Below are 21,243 nucleotides of genomic sequence, written 5' to 3'. Positions count from 1 at the left end.
GGGACTGTACCTATCTGACCCCGGACGCCGGGATCTCGTCGGACGGTTGCCGCCACGGTCCGGAAACGCGAGCGGGGCCGGACAAGATGTCCGACCCCGGCGGGCAGTTCACGCGGCAGTGGTCACGCGTGCCAGATCAGCGCGATTCGCGGTGCGCCCGGTGCGTGCCGCAGTTCGGGCAGAACTTCTTCAGCTCCAGCCGATCCGGGTCGTTGCGCCGGTTCTTCTTGGTGATGTAGTTGCGATGCTTGCACTGCTCGCAGGCCAGGGTGATCTTCGGCCGGACATCAGTGGACTTCGCGGCCACGGCTTTGCCTTCTTTCCGGTGTTCGGTGCGTTCCTCTAATGGTAGCGATGGCCGGACTTGAACCGGCGACACAACGATTATGAGTCGTTTGCTCTACCGACTGAGCTACACCGCCATGTGCACGGGAATTGCGAGCCCCCTAACGGAATCGAACCGTTGACCTTTTCCTTACCATGGAAACGCTCTGCCGACTGAGCTAAGGGGGCATGACTGCGCTGGCACCGAACCGGTTGTGCGTCCGAGTCGGTGGCTCGAAGTCTTGAACGAGGTTACACACTCCCCCGTCACCGCACCAAATCGCCTGGTGAGAGGCGGTAAACGCCGAAGTCCCCGCCGATCGGATCGGCGGGGACTTCGGGGGTGGCAGATGTAGGATTCGAACCTACGTAGGCTTTCGCCGACGGATTTACAGTCCGCTCCCATTGGCCGCTCGGGCAATCTGCCGTGCGCACCTGAGTGCGTTGAGCAGAATACAACCTGGGGCCCCCCGGATTGCAAACCGCCAGGTCACACGCGCTAACGTGAGGGCGCATACATACCTCGGGGACAGGAGCACAGCGTGGCCGATTCGTCGTTCGATGTCGTGAGCAAGGTCGACCGGCAGGAGGTCGACAACGCGCTGCAGCAGGCCGCGAAGGAGCTGGGCACCCGGTACGACTTCCGTGGCACCGGCGCGGCCATCGAGTGGTCCGGTGACGACAAGGTCGTGCTCAGCGCCGACGCCGAGGAGCGGGTCAAGGCGGCGCTGGAGGTCTTCAAGGAGAAGCTGATCCGGCGGGACATCTCGCTCAAGGCGTTCGAGGCGGGCGAGCCCGCGGTCTCCGGCAAGACCTACAAGATCACCGGGACGCTGGTGCAGGGCATCGACACCGAGCACGCCAAGAAGATCACCAAGAAGATCAGGGACGAGGGGCCGAAGGGCGTCAAGGCCCAGGTGCAGGGCGAGGAGCTGCGGGTGAGCAGCAAGAAGCGGGACGACCTGCAGGCCGTCATCGCGCTGCTCAAGGGCGAGGACTTCGGGATCGCGCTGCAGTTCGTGAACTACCGCTAGCGGCGGCCGGCCAGCTCCTCCAGCCGGGCGATCCGGTCGGCGATCGGCGGATGCGTGGCGAAGAGCCGCGCGCCGCGCTCGCCGGCCCGGAACGGGTTCGCGATCATCAGGTGCGACTGCGCGGTGAGCTGCGGCTCCGGCGGCAGCGGCGCCGCCTGGGTGCCGCGCTCCAGCTTGCGCAGGGCGGAGGCGAGCGCCAGCGGGTCGCCGGTGAGCTCGGCGCCGGACTGGTCGGCCTGGTACTCCCGGGACCGGGAGACGGCGAGGCGCACCAGCGACGCGGCGATCGGGCCGAGCAGCGAGAGCAGCAGCACCCCGATCAGGTTCGGCCCGCCGTCCCGGTTGCCGCCGAAGAACGAGGTGAAGTAGGCCAGGTTCGCCAGGCCGGAGATCACCGCGGCGAGCGCGCCCGCGACCGACGAGATCAGGATGTCGCGGTTGTAGACGTGCGAGAGCTCGTGGCCGAGCACCGCGCGCAGCTCCCGCTCGTCGAGCAGCTGCAGGATGCCGCTGGTGCAGCAGACCGCGGCGTGCCGGGGGTTGCGGCCGGTGGCGAAGGCGTTCGGGGCGTTGGTGGGGCTGATGTAGAGCCGCGGCATGGGCTGGCGGGCGATGGTGGCCAGCTCACGGACGATCCGGTAGATGACCGGCGCCTCCAGCTCGGATACCGGCTGGGCGTGCATGGCCTTCAACGCCAGCCGGTCGCTGTTGAAGTACGCGTAGGCATTGGTGCCGACGGCGATGAGCACCGCGATGACCAGGATCGTCGGATTCCGGAACAGGGCGCCGGCCAGCACGATCAGGGCGGAGAGCCCGACCATGAGGCCGAAGGTCTTCAGTCCGTTGGCATAACCGTGCCCGTGCATTCCGCTCCTCGCCCCCGCGATCCCCCTTCACATCCACGCTGTCGTAGACCACAACGAGCCGGACCCCGCGCGGAGTTCCGCGCGGGGTCCGATGATCCGGGTGATTCAGCCGACGCGCTCGATGGTATAGCGGACCAGCTGCTCCAGCGCGTCGTTGGCCGGGCCCGCGGGCAGCGCGGCCAGCTCGGCGTAGGCCAGCTCGGCGTACTCGCGCAGCTTCTCCCCCGCCTGCACCAGGCCGCGGGAGCCGGCGAGCAGGGCGAGCGCCTCGCTCACCTCCTCGTCGCTGGTCAGCGGGCGGGCGAGCAGGGCGCGCAGCCGGTCGCCGACCGGCCCCTCCTCGCGCAGCGCGTAGAGCACCGGCAGGGTGTGCACGCCCTCGCGCAGGTCGGTGCCCGGCGTCTTGCCGGACTGCTCGGCGGCCGAGGAGATGTCGATGATGTCGTCGGAGATCTGGAAGGCGGTGCCGACCGCGTCGCCGAGCCGGGCCAGCCGCTCGACGTGTTCGGGATCACCGCCGGAGAAGGTGCCGCCGAAGCGCCCGGCCGCGGCGATCAGCGAGCCGGTCTTCTCCCAGACCACGCGCAGGTAGTGCTCGACCGGGTCCTGCCGCTCGGTGGCGCCGATGGTCTCCCGCATCTGGCCGGTGACCAGCTCGGCGAAGGTCTCGGCGATGATCCGCACCGCGTCCGGGCCGAGCGTGGAGGTGAGCCGGGAGGCGTGCGCGAAGAGGTAGTCGCCGGCCAGGATGGCGAAGCTGTTGCCCCAGCGGGCGTTGACGCTGGGCGCGCCGCGGCGCATCTGCGCCTCGTCCATCACATCGTCGTGGTAGAGCGTCGCGAGGTGGACCAGCTCGACCACGGTGCCCGCGGTGATCAGGTCCGGGTCGGTGGGGCGCGGGCCGAGCTGACCGGTGAGGACGGTGAAGAGCGGGCGGAACCGCTTGCCGCCGGCCCGAGCCAGGTGCAGCGCGGCCTCCTGCAGGAAGTCCGCACCGTCGGAGAGCTCCTCGACCAGCAGGTTCTCCACGGCGGCGAGGCCGGCGCGGACGGTCTCGGCGAGTTTCTCGTCGCCGAGTTCGATCCCTCCCACCACCGTGTTCCCCGCGCTCACAGCCGATGTGCTCATCTCTTCTCCCAGCGACGCGTCCGACCCCACGGTAGAGAACCTAGCGTGTCGGGTCACGGCCGCCCATGAACACCGTCACTTGCGCCGGGGCGCGGCCCTGCGAGGATGGAGCCATGGAAGCACCGGACGTCATCCCCGCCGCGGTCGAGGTGCTCGTGGTCGGCGCGGGCCCCGCGGGCTCCGCGGCGGCCGCCTGGGCGGCCAGGGACGGCCGTGACGTGCTACTGATCGACGGCGCGGTCTTCCCGCGGGACAAGACCTGCGGCGACGGCCTCACCCCGCGCGCCACCGCCGAGCTGGAGCACCTCGGGCTGGGGCCGTGGCTGCGCGCGCACACCGTCAACCACGGTTTGCGGATGACCGGGTTCGGCCGGGAGGAGCTGCTGCCCTGGCCGGGCGGGTCGTTCCCGACCTACGGCAGCGCGGTGCCGCGCACCGAGCTGGACGACACGCTGCGGCAGACGGCGGTGAAATCGGGCGCGCGCATGCTCGACGGCACCAAGGCCGTCGAGGTGCTGCGCGACGGCGAGCGGGTGCGCGGGGTCACGGTGCGGTCCGGCTCCGGCACGCACACCATCACCTGCAAGACCCTGGTGGTGGCGGACGGGGTGCGCTCGCCGATCGGCAAGCAGCTGGGCCGCAGCTGGCACCGCCGCTTCGCCTACGGCACCGCGGCGCGGGCCTACATCCGCTCCGCGCGCAGCGACGACCAGTGGATCACCTCGCACCTGGAGCTGCGCAATGCCGACGGCGCGCTGGTGCCCGGGTACGGCTGGATCTTCCCGCTCGGCAACGGCGAGGTGAATATCGGCGTCGGCTCGCTGGCCACCGAGCGCAGGCCGGCGCACATCGCGCTGAAGCCGCTGCTGGAGCACTACACCGCGCAGCGCAGGGACGAGTGGGAGTTCTCCGGCGAGCTGCGCGCGGTGGCCTCGGCGCTGCTGCCGATGGGCGGCGCGGTGTCGAATGTGGCCGGGCCGAACTGGGTGCTGGTCGGCGACGCCGCCGGCTGCGTGAACCCGCTGAACGGCGAGGGCATCGACTACGGCCTGGAGGGCGGCCACATGCTGGCCGCGCTGCTCGACGAGCCCGACCTGAGCACGCTCTGGCCGGAGCTGCTGCGCGCCCGCTACGGCCGCACCTTCTCGGTGGCGCGGCGGATCGCGGGGCTGGCGACGCACCCGCGCATGGTGCCGCTCGGCGGGCCGCCGCTCATGCGCTCGGCGCTGCTGCGCCGCACCGCGGTGCGGGTGATGGGCAACCTGGTGACCGACGAGGACGCCGACCTCACCGCCCGGCTGTGGCGCACGGCGGGGCGCGGCTCGATGCGCGCCGACGACCTCGTCCCCTTCGCCTGACATGGCCGCCCGGCCGCCGCTGGAGCTGCTTCCGCACCTGCGGCGCGCCCGCGACCTGGCCGATCGGCACTACGCCGAGCCGCTCGACCTGACCGCGCTCGCCGCGGCCGCCGGCGTCTCCAAGTTCCACTTCCTGCGCGCCTTCGCCGCGGTCTACGGCCGGACCCCGGCCGCGTACCTCACCGAGCGCCGGATCGAGCGGGCGCAGGACCTGCTGCGCGCGACCAACCTGACCGTGACCGAGGTGTGCATGCTGGTCGGCTACAGCAGCCTCGGCTCGTTCAGCAGCCGGTTCCGCGCGCTGGTCGGGGTCTCGCCCTCGGACTACCAGGCCAAGTTCGCCGACGGGGCGCCGCGCATCCCGGGCTGCTACGTGTTCATGCACGGGCTCTCGGACAGATCCGCAATTCCGGAGAAGCGGGAGCGCCCGCCCGGCTCCTAGCCTCGGCGGTATGACGATCACCAATGTTTCCCTGGTCACCGTGTACGTCACCGACCAGGACGCCGCCAAGCAGTGGTACCTGGAGAAGCTCGGCTTCGTGGAGGGCACCGACATCAGCATGGGTGAGAACGGCTTCCGCTGGCTCACCATCGTGCACCCGGACCACCCGGAGCTGGAGATCACGCTCATGGTGCCGGGCCCGCCGCTCGACGCGGAGCTCGCCGACGCCATTCGCCGGGCGCTCGCCAACGGCACGCACGGGGCGCTCGGCCTGCGGACCGACGACTGCCAGAAGACCTTCGAGGAGCTCACCGCGAAGGGCGTGGAGTTCGTGCAGCCGCCGGCCGAGCGGCCCTACGGCATCGAGGCCGTCATGCGGGACAACTCGGGGAACTGGCTGGTGCTGGTGGAGCGGAAGGAATTCACCCCCGCCGACTTCGCCTGAGCGTCACCCCTCGGGGTGCTCGGCGAGCCAGGTCGCGAAGAACTCGCGCTCGTTCTGCACCACGCGCTGGTGCAGCTGCTCGACCATGCGCTCCAGCGCACCGCCGACGACGGGGACGTCGAACTTGGCCTCGCCGCTGATCTCCAGCACGGCGCCGTCGGCGGTGTCGCGGAGCAGGTAGTCGCCGGAGAGCTCGCCGCGCACCCCGGTGGTGGCGGCGGTGAACGAGCCGGTCGCGCGCGCGCCGACCAGCGGATTCCAGATATCGGTGCGCTCCAGGGTGAACTCGCGGCCGAGCACCGAGCGGACCACCTTGGGCACGGCGTCGCCGCCGACCCGCTCGGACATGTGAATGCGGATACTGCCCTCGCCCTCCGGGTGCGCGAGGTCGTAGTTCGCCGACTCGGCCGCGGCGAACCGGGCTCGCCAGGCGTCGGGGTTGGTGTATGCCCGGTGGAGCGAGGTCACCGGGGCGGAATAGGGCACGGTGAAGCTATAGGTGCGGGACATGGGCGCACACGCTAGCGGACCCGTCCATTAACCTGGCCCGGTGTCGGAAACCAGCCTCCGCGTGGCGCGTTCGGGTTCGCCGGGGCGGGGCGGGCGAACGGTGCTCGTCGTCGCCGCCGCGATCAGCGTGCTCATGGTGCTTCTCGTGCTCGCCGCCTTCCGCAACGACTACCTGATCAGCTCGGATCGCGGCGTGACCACGGCCGAGGTGCTCTCCGCCGGGCGGCTGCGCTCGGCCGTCATGTACGTGACGCCGGATGGGGTCACGCACAACCCCAAGGTCGGGGTGCTGTACCCGACCAACCTGACCGCGGGGCAGAACATCAATGTCGAGTACAACCGGGCCGACCCGGACCTGGTGCGGGTGGCAGGCCGCGACGCCAGGGTGGCGATCATCCCGGCCGGGTCGGTGATCGTGGTGGTCTGGCTGATCGCCCTGCCGTTGCTGTGGTACCTCCGCAGGCGCGGCGAGAACTGAGCGTTCGCCCGAACTTTCCGCGCCCTTCACGAAGCCGTGGCGCCTCCGGCCACCGGAATTGCGACGCTGGAGCGGTGCGCGTAGCCATCGTCGCGGAGTCGTTCACGCCGAATATGAACGGTGTCACGAACTCCGTCCTCCGGGTGCTGGACCATCTGGACCGGCTCGGCCACGACGCCCTCGTGGTCGCGCCGGACACCGTGCGCGGCCTGCCGCCCGCACCGGATCACCAGGGCCGATTCCCGGTGCACCGGGTGCCTGCGGTGATGGTGCCGAAGATCAGCTCACTGCCGGTGGGGCTGCCGCAGCCGGGCATCACCGCCGCCATCGCCGCCTTCGACGCCGATGTGGTGCACCTGGCCTCGCCCTTCCTGCTCGGCGCGGGCGGCCTCGGTGCGGCGCTGCGGCTGGACCTGCCGAGCATCGCCGTCTACCAGACCGATGTCGCCGGGTTCGCCAAGAGTTACGGGCTGAGCCTGGCCACCAGGGCCGCCTGGGGCTGGACCCGGCGCATCCACGAGGGCGCCACCCGCACCCTGGCGCCGTCCAGCGCGGCCGCCGCCGATCTGGCCGCGCACGGCATCCCGCGGGTGCACCGCTGGGGCCGTGGCGTCGACATCGCCCGCTTCGCGCCCTCGCGGCGCAGCCGGGAGCTGCGCGAACGCTGGCTCGGCGGCACCGAGCGGATGCTGGTGGGCTTCGTCGGCAGGCTGGCGCCGGAGAAGCACGTGGACCGGCTTGCGGTGCTCGCCGGGAACCCGGAGGTGCAGCTGGTGATCGTCGGCGACGGCCCGGAGCGCGCGCGGCTGGCCGAGCTGCTGCCCGGCGCGATCTTCACCGGCGAGCTGGGCGGGCTGGAGCTGGCCGAGGCGTACGCGAGCCTGGACGTCATGGTGCACCCGGGCGAGCACGAGACCTTCTGCCAGGGCGTGCAGGAGGCGCTGGCCGCGGGGGTCCCGGTGATCGGGCCGGACGCCGGCGGCCCGCGCGACCTCGTCGCGCACTGCCGCAACGGCTACCTGCTGCCGGTGCAGCGCTTCGCCGAGCTGCTGCCGAGCGCGGTCGCCGCGCTCCGCGACCGGACGCTGCGCGCCAGGTACGCCACCGCGGCGCGCAGGTCGGTGCTGCACCGCACCTGGCCCGCCGTCTGCGACCAGCTCATGGCGCACTACACCGCGGTCACCGGCTTTTCCGAGCGCACGTCACACACGGCCTGAAGGGTGAAACACCGGTGACCGGATAGGGTCGCGGTGTGGCGAAAACAGGACAGCGCGAATCCATCCGGGCATCGCTGGACAAGCGGCCGGACGAGGTCGCGTCGATGTTCGACGGGGTCGCGAAGCGGTACGACCTCACCAATACCGTGATCTCGGCCGGGCAGGACCGGTACTGGCGCTGGGCGACCAGGCGCGCGCTCGACCCGCGCCCCGGCGAGCGGGTGCTCGACCTGGCCGCGGGCACCGGCGTCTCCACGGTGGAGCTGCGCCGCTCCGGCGCCTGGTGCGTCGCCACCGACTTCTCCCAGGGCATGCTGGCCGCCGGGCGCGGCAGGCGGGTGCCGATGGTGGCGGGCGACGCCATGGCGCTGCCCTTCGCCGATGCCTCCTTCGACGCCGTCACCATCTCCTTCGGGCTACGCAATGTCGCCGATATCGACCTGGCCCTGCGCGAGATGCTGCGCGTCACCAAGCCCGGGGGGCGGCTGGTGATCTGCGAGTTCTCCACGCCGGTGTTCGGCCCCTTCCGCACGGTGTACATGGAGTACCTGATGAAGGCGCTACCCCGGGTGGCGCGCGCGGTGAGCAGCAACCCGGACGCGTACGTCTACCTGGCCGAGTCCATCCGGGCCTGGCCCGCGCAGCGGCAGCTGGCGCGGCGGATCACCGAGGCGGGGTGGTCCACGGTGAAGTGGCGCAACCTCACCGGCGGCGTAGTCGCTCTGCACCGCGGTTTCAACCTCGGCTGACCTGCGCCTTCGTGATCCCCGACACAGCTCACCGGGAAAATTCGGGCCGGTGAGGCGGAATGTCACCTGACGATAACGTCGGGTAAAAACCGCGCAACCGCGCCGCAGCACCATGGACTCCATGCGGGAAGCGGACACGGTACGCACACAGTGCTCGTACTGCGGTGTCGGCTGCGGCATCACCGTGGCGACCGGAGTCGAGCGCGGGGTGCCGGTGATCGCGAAGGTCGCCGGGGACAAGCTGCACCCGGCCAACGCGGGCAGGCTCTGCACCAAGGGCGCGACGCACGCCGAGCTCATGCGCGCGGACGGGCGGATGAGCACCGCGCTGCGGCGTCCGGCGCGGGACCGCGAGCCGGAGCCGGTGCCGGTGGACGAGGCCGTCGCCGAGGCCGCCGCCCGGCTGCGCGCCATCCTGGACGAGCACGGCCCGGACGCCGTCGCGCTGTACGTCTCCGGGCAGATGTCGCTGGAGGCGCAGTACCTCGCCACCAAGCTGGCCAAGGGGTACCTGCGCACGGTGCACATCGAGGCCAACTCCCGGCTCTGCATGGCCAGCGCGGGCACCGGCTACAAGCAGTCGCTCGGCGCCGACGGCCCGCCCGGCTCCTACGACGACATCGACGCCGCCGACCTGTTCTTCGTGATCGGCGCCAATACCGCCGACTGCCACCCCATCGTGCACCTCCGGATGGCGGACCGGCTCAAGGCCGGGGCCAAGCTGATCGTGGTCGACCCGCGGCGCACCGAGACCGCCGACCGCGCCGACCTCTTCCTGCAGATCGCCCCCGGCACCGACTTGGCGCTGCTGAACGGGCTGCTGCACCTGCTGGTCGCGGACGGCGCCATCGATACCGAGTTCATCGCCGCGCACACCGAGGGCTGGGAGGCCATGCCGGAGTTCCTGGCGGACTACCCGCCGGAGCGGGTCGCCGAGCTCACCGGGCTCGCCGAGCCGGACCTCCGCACCGCGGCGCGCTGGATCGCCGAGGCGGGCGAGTGGATGTCGCTGTGGACCATGGGACTGAACCAGTCCACGCACGGCACCTGGAACACCAACGCGGTCGTCAACCTGCACCTCGCCACCGGGGCCATCTGCCGCCCGGGCAGCGGGCCGTTCTCGCTCACCGGCCAGCCGAACGCCATGGGCGGGCGGGAGATGGGGTACATGGGCCCCGGGCTGCCCGGCCAGCGCAGCCTGCTCTCCCCCGCCGACCGCGCCTTCGTGGAGACGGCCTGGGAGCTGCCGCCCGGCACCATCAGGGACGAGGCCGGGCCGGGCACCATCGAGATGTTCCGGGAGCTGAGCGCGGGGCGGATCAGGGCGGCCTGGATCATCTGCACCAACCCGGTGGCGACGGTGGCCAACCGGACCACCGTGATCGCCGGGCTGGAGGCCGCCGACCTGGTGATCACCCAGGACGCCTACGCCGCGACCGCGACCAACACCTACGCCGACATCATGCTGCCCGCCACGCTCTGGGCCGAGGCCGAGGGCACCATGGTGAACTCCGAGCGCACGGTGACGCTGCTCCGGCAGGCGGTGCCGCCGCGCGGCGACGCCAGGCCGGACTGGCTGCTGATCGCGCAGGTGGCGCGGGCCATGGGGTTCCCCGGGTTCGAGTTCGAGAGCGCCGCGGAGGTGTTCGCCGAGATCACCGGCTTCGCCAACCCGGCCACCGGCTACGACCTGCGCGGCATGAGCCACGAGGCGCTGATCGGCGGGCCGATGCAGTGGCCGTGCCCGGACCCGGAGCGGCCGCGCAACCCGATCCGCTACGTCAACGACGGGGTCAGCCAGACGCTCTTCACCGACGCCGACGGCACCACCCCGCGGCTGGCCTTCGCCACCCCGAGCAAGCGCGCGGTGTTCCTCGCGCGCCCGCACATGCCACCGAAGGAGATGCCGGACGACGACCACCCGTTCCTGCTGAACACCGGCCGGTTGCAGCACCAGTGGCACACCATGACCAAGACCGGGCGGATCGGCAAGCTGACCAAGCTCACCGGCGAGCCGTTCCTCGAGCTCTGCCCGGCCGACGCCGAGCGGCTCGGCGTCCGGCCCGGCGACGGCGTCGAGATCACCTCGCGGCGCGGCCGGGCGGTGCTGCCCGCGCGGATCTCGGACCGGGTGCGGCCCGGCGACTGCTTCGCGCCCTTCCACTGGAACGACGAGCACGGCGAGTACCTGACCATCAATGCCGTCACCAGCGACGCCGTCGACCCGGAGTCGCTGCAGCCGGAGTTCAAGGCGTGCGCGGTGGCGCTGCGCCGGATCCCCGCCGCGCCGCGGCCCGCGCCGCAGCCCGCCCCCGAGGCGCACCCGCTCGCCACCGTGCTCGGGCTGGAGGGCACCACGCCCACGCTGAGCGAGGCCGAGCGGATCTACCTCTCCGGCTACCTCGCCGCGCTGCAGGCGCTCCCGGTGACCGGTCAGCCGGTGCTCCCGGTGACCGCGCCGATCTCGCCCGGCAGCCGGATCTGGATCGACGGGCTGCTCGCCGGGATGTACTCGCGGGCGGGCGCGAGCGCCGAGGCCGCGCCGGGGCGCGCGGTGACGGTGCTCTGGGCCTCGCAGACCGGCACCGCCGAGGAGCTGGCGGCCGACGCCGCCGCCCGGCTCAGCGCGGCCGGGTTCACCCCGCGGCTGCGCGATATGGACGCCTGCGACCCGGCCGAGCTCGGCGGCGACGTGCTCGTGGTGAGCAGCACCTTCGGCGACGGCGGGCCGCCGGACAACGGCCGCGACTTCTGGGAGCGGCTGGCCGAGCATCCGGGGCGGTTCAGCGGCATGCGGTACGCGGTCTTCGCGCTCGGCGACTCCTCCTACGACGACTTCTGCGGGCACGGGCGCAAGCTCGACGAGACCTTCGCCGCGCGCGGTGCGCAGCGGTTGCTGACCAGGGTCGACAGTGAACCGGAGTACGCCGAGGCGGCGGATGCCTGGTTCGAGGCGGTACTGGTGGCGCTCGGGACCGGCGGGGCCGATGCCGGTCCCGCGGGCGGAGGCTCGGCCCGCGGCCCCGCGAACGGTGGCCTTTCGGGCGCGAGCGACGCGGCAAACGCGCACGCCGCGTCGAACGGCTTCGCGGTGGGCGCCGGCACCCTCCCCACCCACCCGGTCAGCGGCGTACCCGTGGGTGCGAGCGGGTACGGCCCGGCGCGCGGCGGCACCGCGACGGCGGTGCGCCCCGCACCCCAGCGCGCCACCCGCTTCACCAGGAACGCGCCGGTCCACGCCCCCCTGGTACGCAACGACCTCCTCTCCGCGGGCAGCGCGAAGGAGGTCCGCCGCTTCGGCTTCGACCTGCGCGACCTCGACGTCCGCTACGAGGCGGGCGACGCGCTCGGCATCTGGCCGCGCAATGGCGACGCCCTGGTCGCCGAGTGGCTCGCCACCACCGGCCTGGACGGCACCCGCCCGGTCGAGGTGGACGGCGCCGACCTCCCGCTGGCCGAGGCGCTCGCCACCCGCTACGACATCACCCGGGTGAGCAATGATTTCCTCACCTTCGTCGCCGAGCACCACCCCGGCAACAACCAGCTGGCCAAGCTGCTGCGCCGGGACAACCGCAATGAACTCGACGGCTACCTCTGGGACAAGCAGGCGGTGGACGTGCTGCGCGACTTCCCGGTCCGGGCCGACCTGGTGGAGTGGCTCGGCGCGCTGAAGAAGCTGCAGCCGCGGCAGTACTCGATCTCCTCCAGCCCGCGGGTGAGCCCGCACGAGGTGGAGCTCACCGTCGGCGTGGTCCGCTACGCCGAGCGCGGTGGCGTCTGCTCCACCTTCCTCGCCGACCGGGCGGGCACCGAGGTGCCGATCTTCCTGCAGCGCGCGCCGCACTTCCGCCCCCCGCTGGACCGCACCGCCCCGATGATCATGGTCGGCCCCGGCACCGGCATCGCCCCCTTCCGCGGCTTCCTGCAGGAGCGCCGCGCGCTCGGCGCCACCGGCCGCAACTGGCTCTTCTTCGGCGACCAGCACGCCGCGCAGCACTTCTACTACCGCGCCGAGCTGGAGGACATGTTCCGCTCCGGCTTCCTCACCCGGCTCGACCTGGCTTTCTCCCGGGACCAGCGGGAGCGGGTCTACGTGCAGCACCGGATGATCGAGCACGGCGCCGAGCTGTGGTCCTGGCTGCGCGACGGCGCGCACTTCTACGTCTGCGGGGACGCGGCCCGGATGGCCACCGACGTCGACGAGGCGCTGCTCACCATCGCGCGGGTGCACGGCAAGCTCGACGACGAGGGGGCCCGCGCCTTCCGCAAGCAGCTGGTGGCGGAGAAGCGCTACGTCCGGGACGTCTACTGAGCGCCGGCCAGCGGCGGGTCGAGCCGGGCGAAGTCCGGGAGCCGGTGGTAGGGGTAGCGCGGGTACGGCGGGGTGGTCGCGCTCGCCGCGTCCAGCCGGGCGAGCTGCTCCGGCGTGAGCGTCACCGCCAGCGCGCCGAGATTCTGCCGGAGCTGCGCCTCGTTCCTGGCGCCGACGATCACGCCGGTCACGGTGGGCCGGGTGAGCAGCCAGGCCAGGGCCAGCTGCGGGACGGCGTGGCCGGTCTCGGCGGCGAGCTCGTCCAGCGCGTCGACCACGCGGTACAGCCGCTCGTCAGCCACCGGCGGGCCCGCGGCGGCGGTGGCGTGCAGCCGGCTGCCCGCGGGCAGCGGGGCGCCGCGGCGGATGTGCCCGGTGAGCCGCCCCCACCCCAGCGGTGACCAGACCAGCGCGCCGACGCCCTGATCGCGGGCGAGCGGCATGAGCTCCCACTCGTAGTCCCGGCCGACCAGCGAGTAGTACACCTGGTGCGCGACGTACCGGGTGCGCCCGTTGCGATCGGCGGCGGCGAGCGACTTCATGAGCTGCCAGCCCGCGAAGTTGGAGGCGCCGAGGTAGCGGATCTTGCCCGCGCGCACCAGGTCGTCCAGCGCGGCGAGCGTCTCCTCCACCGGGGTCTGCGCGTCGAAGGCGTGCAGCTGGAAGAGGTCGATGTGCTCGGTGCCGAGCCGGCGCAGCGCCGCCTCCACCGCGCGCACCAGCCGGGCCCGGCCGGTACCGGCCTCGTCCGGGCCGGGGCCGGTGGGCAGCCCGGCCTTGGTGCTGATGAGCACCCGGTCGCGGCGGCCGCGCAGCGCCGCGCCGAGCACCTCCTCGGAGGCGCCGTCGGAGTAGACGTCGGCGGTGTCGAAGAGCGTGACGCCCGCCTCCAGGCAGATATCGACCAGCCTGCGCGCGGCCGCCACATCGGTGTCGCCCCAGGCCGCGAAGAGCTCGCCGCGGCCGCCGAAGGTGCCCGCGCCGAAGCCGAGCGCGGGCAGGACGAGGCCGGAGGCGCCGGATCGCCGATACTCCATGACCACTCCTAAAGGGTCTATAGTTCCGTTAACTCGCTCGACAGTACGCCCTCGTGGCTACAAATGGAACTGGAGACCCGTTATGACCTCGGATCCGGGATCGGTCCGGCCCGGCGGACGCACCGCCCGGGTGCGCGCGGCGGTGCTGCGCGCCGCCGGCGACCTACTCGCGGAGCGCGGTTTCGGTGCGCTCGACCTCACCGAGGTGGCGGCGCTGGCCGGGGCCGGGAAGACCACGGTGTACCGGCGCTGGGGCACGCCCGCCGGGCTGGCGACCGATCTCCTCGTCGCCATGGCGGAGGAGTCGGTGCCACGGGCCGACACCGGCAGCCTGCGCGGCGACCTGCTGGCCAATGCCAGGCTGGTGCTCGGCACGCTCACCGATGCCAGGCAGGGGCGGCTCTTCCGCGCCGTGATCGCGGCCGGGACCGCCGATCCGGCGACCGAGGCCGCGCTGCGCCGCTTCTACGACGTCCGGCTCGCCGAGTGGGCGCCCTGCGTCACCGACGGGATCGCGCGCGCCGAGGCGCCGGTCGGCACCGACCCGCGCGCGGTGCTCTCCGCGGTCGCGGCGCCGCTCTACTACCGGCTCCTGATCAGCGGCGATCCGCTGGACGATGCCGCCGCCGCCCGAGCCGCCGAGGCAGCGATGGACGCGGTGACCGCGGGCCGCTTCGTCCCGTCGTGAATCGAACGGCTGCGCACTACGCGGACCACACCGCCCGGCGGCCCGTGTGGGCGAGCACCCGTCGCTACGCCGACCAATCCGCCCGGCGGCCCGTGCGGGCCAGCACCCGGTCGAAGCGGGATGCGTCGGCGGCGACCGGCTGGACCGGGCCGAAGAGCCCCGGTGTCCCCTCGGCGGGCATCTCGGCGAGGAAACCCTCCAGCACCTCGAGCTCGCCGGGCGTCACGTCGTAGGGCAGCCCGGTGGCCCTGGCCAGATCCCAGCCGTGGATGACGAGCTCGTCCAGCGCCACCGCCGCCATGGCCGGCGCGGGGGCGGTGACCCCGCCCGCCTCGGTCTCCCCGGCCCACGCGGCCTGCTCGCGCCAGGCGGCGACCAGGGCGTCCAGCCGGGCCGGGATGAGCGTGCGCCAGTCGGCGGGCAGCTCGCTCGCGGCCACCTCGGGCGGCTGCGAGCCGCTGACCTCCTTGGTCGCCGCCTGCCGGAAGGCCTCGGTGAGCCCGGCGACGTGGCCGAGCAGCGCGCCGACCGGCACGCCGGGGCACGGGGTCGGGCCGGTGAGCTGGTCGTCGCCGATTCCGGCGACCACGGTGGCCATCCGGTCGGCGGCGACGGCGAAATCGAAGGCGGGGGCGGCAGTGGTCACGGCGGATCTCCTGTCCTGGGAACGGCTCTCACCGATACCGACGGAGCGGGCGCGCTGGATTCATCGGCGCGGCGCGGGTATACCGGTGCCGAACGGAAACCCCCGCGGAGAGGAGCGCACGATGGTCGATCGCAGCACACCCGCCACGTTCGAGGTGTCCGAGGCCGATCTGGCCGAGCAGTCCCGCCCGGTCGATCCGGACGATGTCGCGCCGAGCCCCGAGATACCCGGCGACCTGTGGAGCGCCGACCCGGCCGACGTGGTGGAGCAGCGCATCGAGGTCCCGCTCGACGACGAGCGGGAGTAGCCCTCAGCTGATGGCGGCGCGCACCGACCCGTGCAGCTCGCGCAGCCCGGAGCGCTCGGTCGCGACCTCGAGCACCCGCACCCCGTGCGCGTGGCCGGTGAGCGCCGCCGCCAGCTCGGCGGTGTCCACCTGCCGGTGCGGGATGCGGTAGGCGGCGCAGAGCGCGGCCAGGTCCATGCCGTGCGGGGTGCCGAAGACCCGCTCGAAGACCCCGGCGTACTGCGGGTCGCCCTGTTCGAGCAGCTCGAAGATGCCGCCGCCGTCGTCGTTGGCGACCACGATGGTGAGATCCTCCGGGCGCGGCTCGCCGCGGCCGATCAGCAGCCCGGAGGCGTCGTGCAGGAAGGTCAGGTCGCCGATCAGGGCGAAGGTGCGGCCGGGGTGCCGCATGGCGGCGCCGAGCGCGGTGGAGACGGTGCCGTCGATCCCGGCGACGCCGCGGTTGGAGACCACGGTGACGCCCGGCCGCGGCGCCGAGACGAGCGCGGTGTCGCGCACCGGGTTGGAGGCGCCGAGCAGCAGCTGGTCGCCCTCGCGCAGCGCGTCCGCGACCACCGCGGCGACGTGCAGCCCGGTCGGCTTCGGGTGCCGGGCGAGCTCGCCCCGGACGGCGTGGTGCGCGCGCTCGTTCAGGTCGTGGCAGCGGGCCAGCCAGGCCGGGTCCGGTGCGCCGGAGACGACGGCCCTGGTGCCGGTCCCGACCACATTGCCGGAGACATCCGGCCAGCGCGGCCCGGTGGTCAGCGCGTAGACGGTGACCTCGGGGTCGGCGAGCAGCTTGGCGACCGGGCGGTGCAGGGTCGGGCGGCCGGTGATGATGGCCTGCGCGGGCTTCAGCAGCGGCAGCGCCAACGGGTGCAGGGCGGGGCCGTGCAGCGGCGCGGTCGGCTCGGCGACGGTGGGCAGCGCGGCCAGCTCGGGCCGCAGCCCGGCGCCGTGGCCGGAGATCACCACGGTGTCGGCGGTGAGGTCGATGGCGAGCGGGACGTCGAGGGTGGCGTGCTCGGTCCTGGTCCAGGGGGCATCGCCGGCCCTGCCGGGCGGGATCTCGGCGGCGTTCGGGTCCGGGACCAGCGGCTCGCGCAGCGGGATGTCGAAGTGCACCGGTCCGGCATTGCCGGAGCGGGTGCCGCGGGCGGCGGCGAGCACCCGGCAGACCGCCGAGCGCCACACGCTGTTCTGCCTGGTGTAGCCCGGGTCCCGCTCCAGCTCGGCCAGCCCGAGGCTGATGGTGGCGCGCACCTGGCTGCCGAAGAGCCCGAGCTGCTCGACCGTCTGGTTGGCGCCGGTGCCGAGCATCTCGTAGGGCCGGTTGGCGCTGAGCACCACCAGCGGCACCCTGGCGTAGTTGGCCTCCAGCACGGCGGGGCCGAGATTGGCGACGGCGGTGCCCGAGGTCATCACCACCGGCACCGGGGCGCGGCCGGAGAGGGTGAGCCCCACCGCGAGGAACCCCGCGGTGCGCTCATCGATGCGCATGTGCAGCCGGAGCCGCCCCGCGGCATCCGCGGCCTGCAGGGCGAAGGCCAGCGGGGCATTGCGGGAACCGGGGCACAGGACCACATCCAGCACCCCGCCGCGCACCAGTTCGTCGACGACGACCTGCGCCTGCGCTGTTGACGGATTCACGTCTCCAGACTTCCAGACGCGGGCCGCCGCCGCCGCGTCACCCTGCTCACAGCGGGGGAAACGGCTCGCGCCGCCGGCGACAGCGGCGGCGGCGCGACTGTGGAATCGGTCAGACCGCGTGCCGCTGGACCAGCGCACCCACCCGCGGCAGCGCCTCGACCACGTTCTTCTTGGCCGAGGAGCGCAGCGAGGAGTACACCTTCTGCAGCGCGGGGCGGGTCGAGGACTGCGCCCGCTCGTCGGTCACCGCGAGCAGCGCCTCGGCGACCTCGTCGGACTTGGCGACCAGCAGATCGGCGAAGCTGCCGGTGCTGCCGGACGCGGTGTATTCCTGCCAGTAGGGCTCCAGCTGGGCCACCAGGCGCGGGGCCAGGGACTCCAGGGCGTCGGGGACGATGGAGGGGCCGATCTTCTTGACCGCCGCGTAGCCACCCTTCACAGCCAGGCCGGACGCACCACCCTTGTCCGAGACCTCGGCATCCAGGACCTCGACAGCGTCGGCAAGGAAGGCCGGCCGCTTGGCATCGTCGAGCAGGGATTCAGACAGTGCTGCAACCACTTTCAGGTTCCTCCGGAATCGGTTCGTTGTACGAGCACGCGCCACTATACGCACCGCCGCCCGCATCCACCCGGCTACGGCTGCCCGGGCAGCAGTTGAATCATCAATCCTTTGGCATCCGCGAGCAATTCGCCCTGCTCGTCACGGAGTTCCGCGGTGACGAACGTCTTCCGTCCCGCGACCCGATCGACCTGTCCGCGAACGGCCAGCGTCCGCTCCAGCGGGGTTACCTTCCGGTAGTTGACGTGCAGGTAGGCGGTCCGGCTGAGCGGTCTGCCCGCGTAGTGCAGCACCGAGCCGAAGAGCTCGTCGAAGAGCAGCGGGAGCACCCCGCCGTGCGCGGCGCCGTTGCCGCCGAGGTGGAACCGGCGGAAAACGCCGGTCATGGCGACCCCGTCCGGCCCGGCCTCGGCCGTGCGCCACGGCGGCAGCAGCAGGCTGCCGCGGCCGGGCAGCTCCACCGCGCGCCCGGCCGGGCCCTGTAGCTCCGGCGCCCGGTGCGGCTCCAGCAGCGCGGCCAGCCGCTCGGCGAGCGCCGCCGCCTCGGCGTAGACCGCGTCCGGCGCGTCGACGCTCACCGCGAGATCCTGCACCCGGCGCAGCGCCTCGACGACCGGCCCGAAGGCAGCCCCGATCGGCGCCCGCGACACCCTCGGGAAGAACCGCGCGTGCTGCTCGTACCGCTCCGGATCGATCGCGCTCCGGTCGATAACAGGTTCTATTTTCTCGCTCATCCCTGCACGGTATACACCGTCCAACCGGGGGCGCCCCCGGCCGGTTCGCCGGTGCGCCGATAATCGCAGGGGTGACCTTCGACCCCGCACTGTGGCGCCCGGTACCCGGCTTCGAGAACCTGACCGACATCACCTACCACCGGCACCTGTCGCAGGGCACGGTGCGGGTGGCGTTCGACCGGCCGGAGGTGCGCAATGCCTTCCGGCCGCACACCGTGGACGAGCTGTACCGCGTGCTCGACCACGCCAGGATGACCTCCGACGTCGGCGCGGTGCTGCTCACCGGCAACGGCCCGAGCCCCAAGGACGGCGGCTGGGCCTTCTGCTCCGGCGGCGACCAGCGCATCCGCGGCCGCAGCGGCTACCAGTACGCGGCGGGCGAGACCGCGGAGACCGTCGACCCGGCGCGCGCGGGGCGGCTGCACATCCTGGAGGTGCAGCGGCTCATCCGGTTCATGCCGAAGGTGGTGATCGCGCTGGTGAACGGCTGGGCCGCGGGTGGAGGGCACAGCCTGCACGTGGTCTGCGACCTCACCCTCGCCAGCCGGGAGCACGGGAAGTTCAAGCAGACCGACGCCGACGTGGGCAGCTTCGACGGCGGCTACGGCAGCGCCTACCTGGCGAAGCTGGTCGGGCAGAAGTTCGCCAGGGAGATCTTCTTCCGCGGCCGCCCGTACAGCGCCGAGGAGATGCACCGGATGGGCGCGGTCAACGAGGTGGTGGACCACGCCGAGCTGGAGAACGTCGCACTGGAGTGGACCGCCGACATCCTCGGCAAGTCGCCGCAGGCGCAGCGCATGCTCAAGTACGCCTTCAACCTGGCGGACGACGGCCTGGTCGGCCAGCAGCTCTTCGCGGGCGAGGCGACCCGGCTCGCGTACATGACCGACGAGGCGGTCGAGGGGCGCGACTCCTTCCTGGAGAAGCGCGCGCCGGACTGGACCCCGTACCCCTGGTACTTCTGATGGAGATCCTGAGCAGCCGGGTCATCCTGCGCCCCGCCGACTACGACGCCACGCTCGCCTTCTACCGGGACGCGCTCGGGCTCGCGATCGCCAGGGAGTACCCCGGCGGGACGGTCTTCTACGCCGGGCAGTCCTTGATCGAAGTCGCCGCGCACGGCGGCTCCGGCGAGCCGTCGGCGTTCAGCGGCGCGCTCTGGCTCCAGGTGCGCGACCTGCCGGATGCCGCCGCCGAGCTCGCGCTCGCCGGCGTGCGCATCGACCGGGAAGCGAGGCGGGAGCCGTGGGGGTTGCTGGAGATGTGGATCGCCGACCCGGACGGGGTGCCGATCGTGCTGGTCGAGGTGCCCGCCGAGCACCCGCTGCGCCGGGATTCGCGCTGAGGCCGTCGCCTTCGAGTTGCCAGCAGGCAAACCGAAAGGGACGATAACGACTCGGGCGAGACCCGACCGCCGACGTCCGGGACCCGCTCGAGTCGTTCCCGTCGGACGAGAGAATCGCGGTTTCGATGCCTGTCGTACCTGAGCCGTTGTCGGCCCCCGCCCGCGCCCGCCACGCGGGTTCCCGGACCACCCGTTCCGTGTGCGCGCACGCGGCCATGACACGATCGCTGTCGTGAGCAAGCCCCTGCGGATCCTGCCGATGCCGACCGGGTCCGGCGTCGGCGATGTGCTCCCGCACCTGCGCGAGGCGCTGGAGGGCACCGGTCCGGCGTGGCTCCCGGTGCCGAACAGCGACCGCCGCGAGGCGCGCAGGCTCGGCGACGCGCTCGCCCCCGGCGAGCCGATCGACGAGGACGTGGCGCTGGTCGTCACCACCTCCGGGACCACCGGGGTGCCGAAGGGCGCCATGCTGAGCTCCGCCGCGCTGCGGGCGAGCGCGAGCGCGACGCACGAGCGGCTCGGCGGCCGGGGGCAGTGGTTGCTGGCGCTGCCGACGCACCACATCGCCGGCATCCAGGTGTTGCTGCGCAGTATCCAGGCCGGGACCGAGCCGGTGGTGCTCGACGTCGGCGGCGGCTTCCTGCCGGAGGCGCTGGCCGGCGCGATCCGGGCCATGCGCGGGGAGCGGCGGTACACCTCGCTGGTGCCGACGCAGCTGATCAAGGCGCTCGAATCGCCCGTGGCCGCGGCCGCGCTGGCCGGGCTGGACGCGGTGCTCGTCGGCGGGGCGGCGACGCCGGCCCGAGTGCTGGAGCGGGCGCGCGCCGCCGGCATCCGCGTGGTGCGCACCTACGGCATGAGCGAGACCTGCGGCGGGTGCGTCTACGACGGGGTCCCGCTGGACGGCGTGCGGCTGCGAATCGAGGACGGGCGGGTGCTGCTCGGCGGCGCGACCATCGCCGCCGGCTACCGCAACCACCCCGGCCACCCCGCCTTCGCCGAACCCGGCTGGTTCCGCACCGACGACGCGGGCGTGCTCGAGGACGGGGTGCTCCGGGTGACCGGGCGGCTGGACGAGGGGATCAGCACCGGCGGGCTGCTGGTCCTGCCGCAGGTCGTGGAGGCCGTGCTCGGCACGCACCCGGCCATCGCCGAGTGCGTGGTGCTCGGCCTGCCGGACGAGCGGCTCGGCCAGCGGGTCGCCGCCGTCATCGTCCCGGCGCCCGGCGCCGAGCCGCCGACCCTGGACGAGCTCCGCACGCACGTCACCGCCGAGCTCGACGCCATCGCCGCCCCCCGCGAACTCGCCGTCCTGGACGAGCTCCCGCTCCGCGGCCCCGGCAAACCGGACCGCACCGCCCTGCGCGACTACCTGCTGGCCGACAGCCCGCACTGACCCGCCGACAGCCGCACGCAAGAGCCGTGCAAGAGGTGT

At 72.8% G+C, this 21,243-nt stretch carries 22 protein-coding genes and 3 tRNA genes; 13 read left to right on the top strand and 12 right to left on the bottom strand.

Annotated features, from left to right (window positions below; genetic code table 11):
* Positions 1–136: 136 nt before the first annotated feature.
* From rpmG to AB0H71_RS11740, 4 genes are all read right to left on the bottom strand, one after another.
* The gene (gene rpmG / locus AB0H71_RS11755; RefSeq protein ID WP_011211653.1) at positions 137–307 is read right to left on the bottom strand and encodes a 50S ribosomal protein L33; all 171 of its coding nucleotides are present in this window, start codon (positions 305–307) and stop codon (positions 137–139) included.
* A 39-nt stretch (positions 308–346) separates the two neighbouring features.
* A tRNA-Met gene (locus tag AB0H71_RS11750) sits at positions 347–422 on the bottom strand.
* A gap of 18 nt (positions 423–440) precedes the next feature.
* Positions 441–513, bottom strand: a tRNA-Thr gene (locus AB0H71_RS11745).
* 155 nt (positions 514–668) lie between these two features.
* Positions 669–751: transfer RNA gene (locus tag AB0H71_RS11740), tRNA-Tyr, on the bottom strand.
* Between the two features lie 115 nt (positions 752–866).
* On the opposite strand from AB0H71_RS11740, the gene AB0H71_RS11735 reads away from it, so the two are divergent.
* The gene (locus tag AB0H71_RS11735; protein ID WP_357018301.1) at positions 867–1,358 is read left to right on the top strand and encodes a YajQ family cyclic di-GMP-binding protein; all 492 of its coding nucleotides are present in this window, start codon (positions 867–869) and stop codon (positions 1,356–1,358) included.
* Here the strand turns inward: AB0H71_RS11735 and htpX are convergent.
* Both htpX and AB0H71_RS11725 read right to left on the bottom strand, forming a co-directional pair.
* A complete protein-coding gene (htpX, locus tag AB0H71_RS11730; RefSeq protein ID WP_357018299.1) occupies positions 1,355–2,224 on the bottom strand; it encodes a zinc metalloprotease HtpX in 870 nt (289 codons plus the stop codon). The two genes, AB0H71_RS11735 and htpX, sit on opposite strands and share 4 nt — an antisense overlap.
* A 105-nt stretch (positions 2,225–2,329) precedes the next feature.
* The gene (locus tag AB0H71_RS11725; RefSeq protein ID WP_357018296.1) at positions 2,330–3,352 is read right to left on the bottom strand and encodes a polyprenyl synthetase family protein; all 1,023 of its coding nucleotides are present in this window, start codon (positions 3,350–3,352) and stop codon (positions 2,330–2,332) included.
* Between the two features lie 113 nt (positions 3,353–3,465).
* Here AB0H71_RS11725 and AB0H71_RS11720 point away from each other — a divergent pair, with 113 nt between their 5' ends.
* Genes AB0H71_RS11720 through AB0H71_RS11710 form a run of 3 tightly spaced genes read left to right on the top strand, consistent with a single transcriptional unit; the run spans position 3,466 to position 5,597 of the window.
* The gene (locus tag AB0H71_RS11720; RefSeq protein ID WP_357018293.1) at positions 3,466–4,710 is read left to right on the top strand and encodes a geranylgeranyl reductase family protein; all 1,245 of its coding nucleotides are present in this window, start codon (positions 3,466–3,468) and stop codon (positions 4,708–4,710) included.
* Between the two features lies 1 nt (position 4,711).
* On the top strand, positions 4,712–5,152 hold the full coding sequence (locus AB0H71_RS11715; protein ID WP_357018291.1) for an AraC family transcriptional regulator: 441 nt from the start codon (positions 4,712–4,714) through the stop codon (positions 5,150–5,152).
* 10 nt (positions 5,153–5,162) lie between these two features.
* On the top strand, positions 5,163–5,597 hold the full coding sequence (locus AB0H71_RS11710) for a VOC family protein (RefSeq protein WP_357018288.1): 435 nt from the start codon (positions 5,163–5,165) through the stop codon (positions 5,595–5,597).
* 3 nt (positions 5,598–5,600) lie between these two features.
* On the opposite strand, the gene AB0H71_RS11705 is transcribed toward AB0H71_RS11710, so the two are convergent.
* Positions 5,601–6,107, bottom strand: a complete 507-nt coding sequence (locus tag AB0H71_RS11705; RefSeq protein WP_357018285.1) for a DUF2505 domain-containing protein — start codon at positions 6,105–6,107, stop codon at positions 5,601–5,603.
* Positions 6,108–6,168: 61 nt separating this feature from the next.
* Between AB0H71_RS11705 and AB0H71_RS11700 the strand changes: the two genes are divergently transcribed.
* The 4 genes from AB0H71_RS11700 (at position 6,169) to AB0H71_RS11685 (ending at position 12,863) form a co-directional block, all read left to right on the top strand.
* Positions 6,169–6,585: a DUF3592 domain-containing protein gene (locus tag AB0H71_RS11700; RefSeq protein WP_357018532.1), complete on the top strand. Its 417-nt coding sequence runs from the start codon at positions 6,169–6,171 to the stop codon at positions 6,583–6,585.
* 74 nt (positions 6,586–6,659) lie between these two features.
* Positions 6,660–7,802, top strand: coding sequence for a glycosyltransferase family 1 protein (locus tag AB0H71_RS11695; RefSeq protein ID WP_357018282.1), 1,143 nt, complete (start codon positions 6,660–6,662; stop codon positions 7,800–7,802).
* A 35-nt stretch (positions 7,803–7,837) separates the two neighbouring features.
* On the top strand, positions 7,838–8,551 hold the full coding sequence (locus AB0H71_RS11690) for a demethylmenaquinone methyltransferase (RefSeq protein ID WP_357018278.1): 714 nt from the start codon (positions 7,838–7,840) through the stop codon (positions 8,549–8,551).
* Positions 8,552–8,672: 121 nt separating this feature from the next.
* On the top strand, positions 8,673–12,863 hold the full coding sequence (locus tag AB0H71_RS11685) for a bifunctional nitrate reductase/sulfite reductase flavoprotein subunit alpha (RefSeq protein ID WP_357018275.1): 4,191 nt from the start codon (positions 8,673–8,675) through the stop codon (positions 12,861–12,863).
* Here AB0H71_RS11685 and AB0H71_RS11680 read toward each other — a convergent pair.
* Positions 12,857–13,900 (bottom strand): aldo/keto reductase, encoded by a 1,044-nt coding sequence (locus tag AB0H71_RS11680; RefSeq protein WP_357018272.1) that lies wholly within the window; start codon positions 13,898–13,900, stop codon positions 12,857–12,859. The genes AB0H71_RS11685 and AB0H71_RS11680 overlap by 7 nt on opposite strands.
* An 82-nt stretch (positions 13,901–13,982) precedes the next feature.
* On the opposite strand from AB0H71_RS11680, the gene AB0H71_RS11675 reads away from it, so the two are divergent.
* Positions 13,983–14,588 (top strand): TetR/AcrR family transcriptional regulator C-terminal ligand-binding domain-containing protein, encoded by a 606-nt coding sequence (locus AB0H71_RS11675; protein ID WP_357018269.1) that lies wholly within the window; start codon positions 13,983–13,985, stop codon positions 14,586–14,588.
* A 64-nt stretch (positions 14,589–14,652) separates the two neighbouring features.
* Here AB0H71_RS11675 and AB0H71_RS11670 read toward each other — a convergent pair whose 3' ends face one another.
* Positions 14,653–15,234, bottom strand: a complete 582-nt coding sequence (locus AB0H71_RS11670; RefSeq protein ID WP_357018266.1) for a TIGR03086 family metal-binding protein — start codon at positions 15,232–15,234, stop codon at positions 14,653–14,655.
* A 121-nt stretch (positions 15,235–15,355) separates the two neighbouring features.
* Between AB0H71_RS11670 and AB0H71_RS11665 the strand changes: the two genes are divergently transcribed.
* A complete protein-coding gene (locus AB0H71_RS11665) occupies positions 15,356–15,541 on the top strand; it encodes a hypothetical protein (protein WP_357018263.1) in 186 nt (61 codons plus the stop codon).
* 3 nt (positions 15,542–15,544) lie between these two features.
* Here AB0H71_RS11665 and menD read toward each other — a convergent pair whose 3' ends face one another.
* The 3 genes from menD to AB0H71_RS11650 all read right to left on the bottom strand — a co-directional run bounded on the left by menD (position 15,545) and on the right by AB0H71_RS11650 (position 18,463).
* Positions 15,545–17,170 (bottom strand): 2-succinyl-5-enolpyruvyl-6-hydroxy-3-cyclohexene-1-carboxylic-acid synthase, encoded by a 1,626-nt coding sequence (gene menD / locus AB0H71_RS11660; protein ID WP_357018260.1) that lies wholly within the window; start codon positions 17,168–17,170, stop codon positions 15,545–15,547.
* A gap of 109 nt (positions 17,171–17,279) precedes the next feature.
* Positions 17,280–17,729: a hypothetical protein gene (locus tag AB0H71_RS11655; protein WP_357018257.1), complete on the bottom strand. Its 450-nt coding sequence runs from the start codon at positions 17,727–17,729 to the stop codon at positions 17,280–17,282.
* A gap of 74 nt (positions 17,730–17,803) precedes the next feature.
* On the bottom strand, positions 17,804–18,463 hold the full coding sequence (locus tag AB0H71_RS11650) for a PaaI family thioesterase (RefSeq protein ID WP_357018254.1): 660 nt from the start codon (positions 18,461–18,463) through the stop codon (positions 17,804–17,806).
* A 71-nt stretch (positions 18,464–18,534) separates the two neighbouring features.
* On the opposite strand from AB0H71_RS11650, the gene AB0H71_RS11645 reads away from it, so the two are divergent.
* The 3 genes from AB0H71_RS11645 (at position 18,535) to menE (ending at position 21,204) form a co-directional block, all read left to right on the top strand.
* Positions 18,535–19,428, top strand: coding sequence for a 1,4-dihydroxy-2-naphthoyl-CoA synthase (locus tag AB0H71_RS11645; RefSeq protein WP_357018251.1), 894 nt, complete (start codon positions 18,535–18,537; stop codon positions 19,426–19,428).
* Complete coding sequence (locus AB0H71_RS11640; protein ID WP_357018248.1) at positions 19,428–19,808, top strand: VOC family protein; 381 nt, start codon at positions 19,428–19,430, stop codon at positions 19,806–19,808. The genes AB0H71_RS11645 and AB0H71_RS11640 overlap by 1 nt, the downstream gene beginning before the upstream one ends.
* A 259-nt stretch (positions 19,809–20,067) precedes the next feature.
* A complete protein-coding gene (menE, locus tag AB0H71_RS11635) occupies positions 20,068–21,204 on the top strand; it encodes an o-succinylbenzoate--CoA ligase (RefSeq protein WP_357018529.1) in 1,137 nt (378 codons plus the stop codon).
* The last annotated feature ends 39 nt before the right edge of the window (positions 21,205–21,243 follow it).

This window comes from Nocardia sp. NPDC050697, assembly GCF_040654395.1.
Taxonomy (GTDB): Bacteria; Actinomycetota; Actinomycetes; order Mycobacteriales; family Mycobacteriaceae; genus Nocardia.
The sequence above is the reverse complement of the archived record's forward strand: the minus strand, read 5'-3'. Positions and strand labels throughout refer to the sequence as shown.

Bases quoted from the DNA above. Each gene is read 5' to 3' on its own strand.
- htpX (WP_357018299.1), bottom strand. From the start codon at position 2,224: ATGCACGGGCACGGTTATGCCAACGGACTGAAGACCTTCGGCCTCATG.
- AB0H71_RS11725 (WP_357018296.1), bottom strand. From the start codon at position 3,352: ATGAGCACATCGGCTGTGAGCGCGGGGAACACGGTGGTGGGAGGGATC.
- AB0H71_RS11720 (WP_357018293.1), top strand. From the start codon at position 3,466: ATGGAAGCACCGGACGTCATCCCCGCCGCGGTCGAGGTGCTCGTGGTC.
- AB0H71_RS11715 (WP_357018291.1), top strand. From the start codon at position 4,712: ATGGCCGCCCGGCCGCCGCTGGAGCTGCTTCCGCACCTGCGGCGCGCC.
- AB0H71_RS11710 (WP_357018288.1), top strand. From the start codon at position 5,163: ATGACGATCACCAATGTTTCCCTGGTCACCGTGTACGTCACCGACCAG.
- AB0H71_RS11705 (WP_357018285.1), bottom strand. From the start codon at position 6,107: ATGTCCCGCACCTATAGCTTCACCGTGCCCTATTCCGCCCCGGTGACC.
- AB0H71_RS11685 (WP_357018275.1), top strand. From the start codon at position 8,673: ATGCGGGAAGCGGACACGGTACGCACACAGTGCTCGTACTGCGGTGTC.
- AB0H71_RS11680 (WP_357018272.1), bottom strand. From the start codon at position 13,900: ATGGAGTATCGGCGATCCGGCGCCTCCGGCCTCGTCCTGCCCGCGCTC.
- AB0H71_RS11675 (WP_357018269.1), top strand. From the start codon at position 13,983: ATGACCTCGGATCCGGGATCGGTCCGGCCCGGCGGACGCACCGCCCGG.
- AB0H71_RS11665 (WP_357018263.1), top strand. From the start codon at position 15,356: ATGGTCGATCGCAGCACACCCGCCACGTTCGAGGTGTCCGAGGCCGAT.
- AB0H71_RS11650 (WP_357018254.1), bottom strand. From the start codon at position 18,463: ATGAGCGAGAAAATAGAACCTGTTATCGACCGGAGCGCGATCGATCCG.
- AB0H71_RS11640 (WP_357018248.1), top strand. From the start codon at position 19,428: ATGGAGATCCTGAGCAGCCGGGTCATCCTGCGCCCCGCCGACTACGAC.
- menE (WP_357018529.1), top strand. From the start codon at position 20,068: ATGCCGACCGGGTCCGGCGTCGGCGATGTGCTCCCGCACCTGCGCGAG.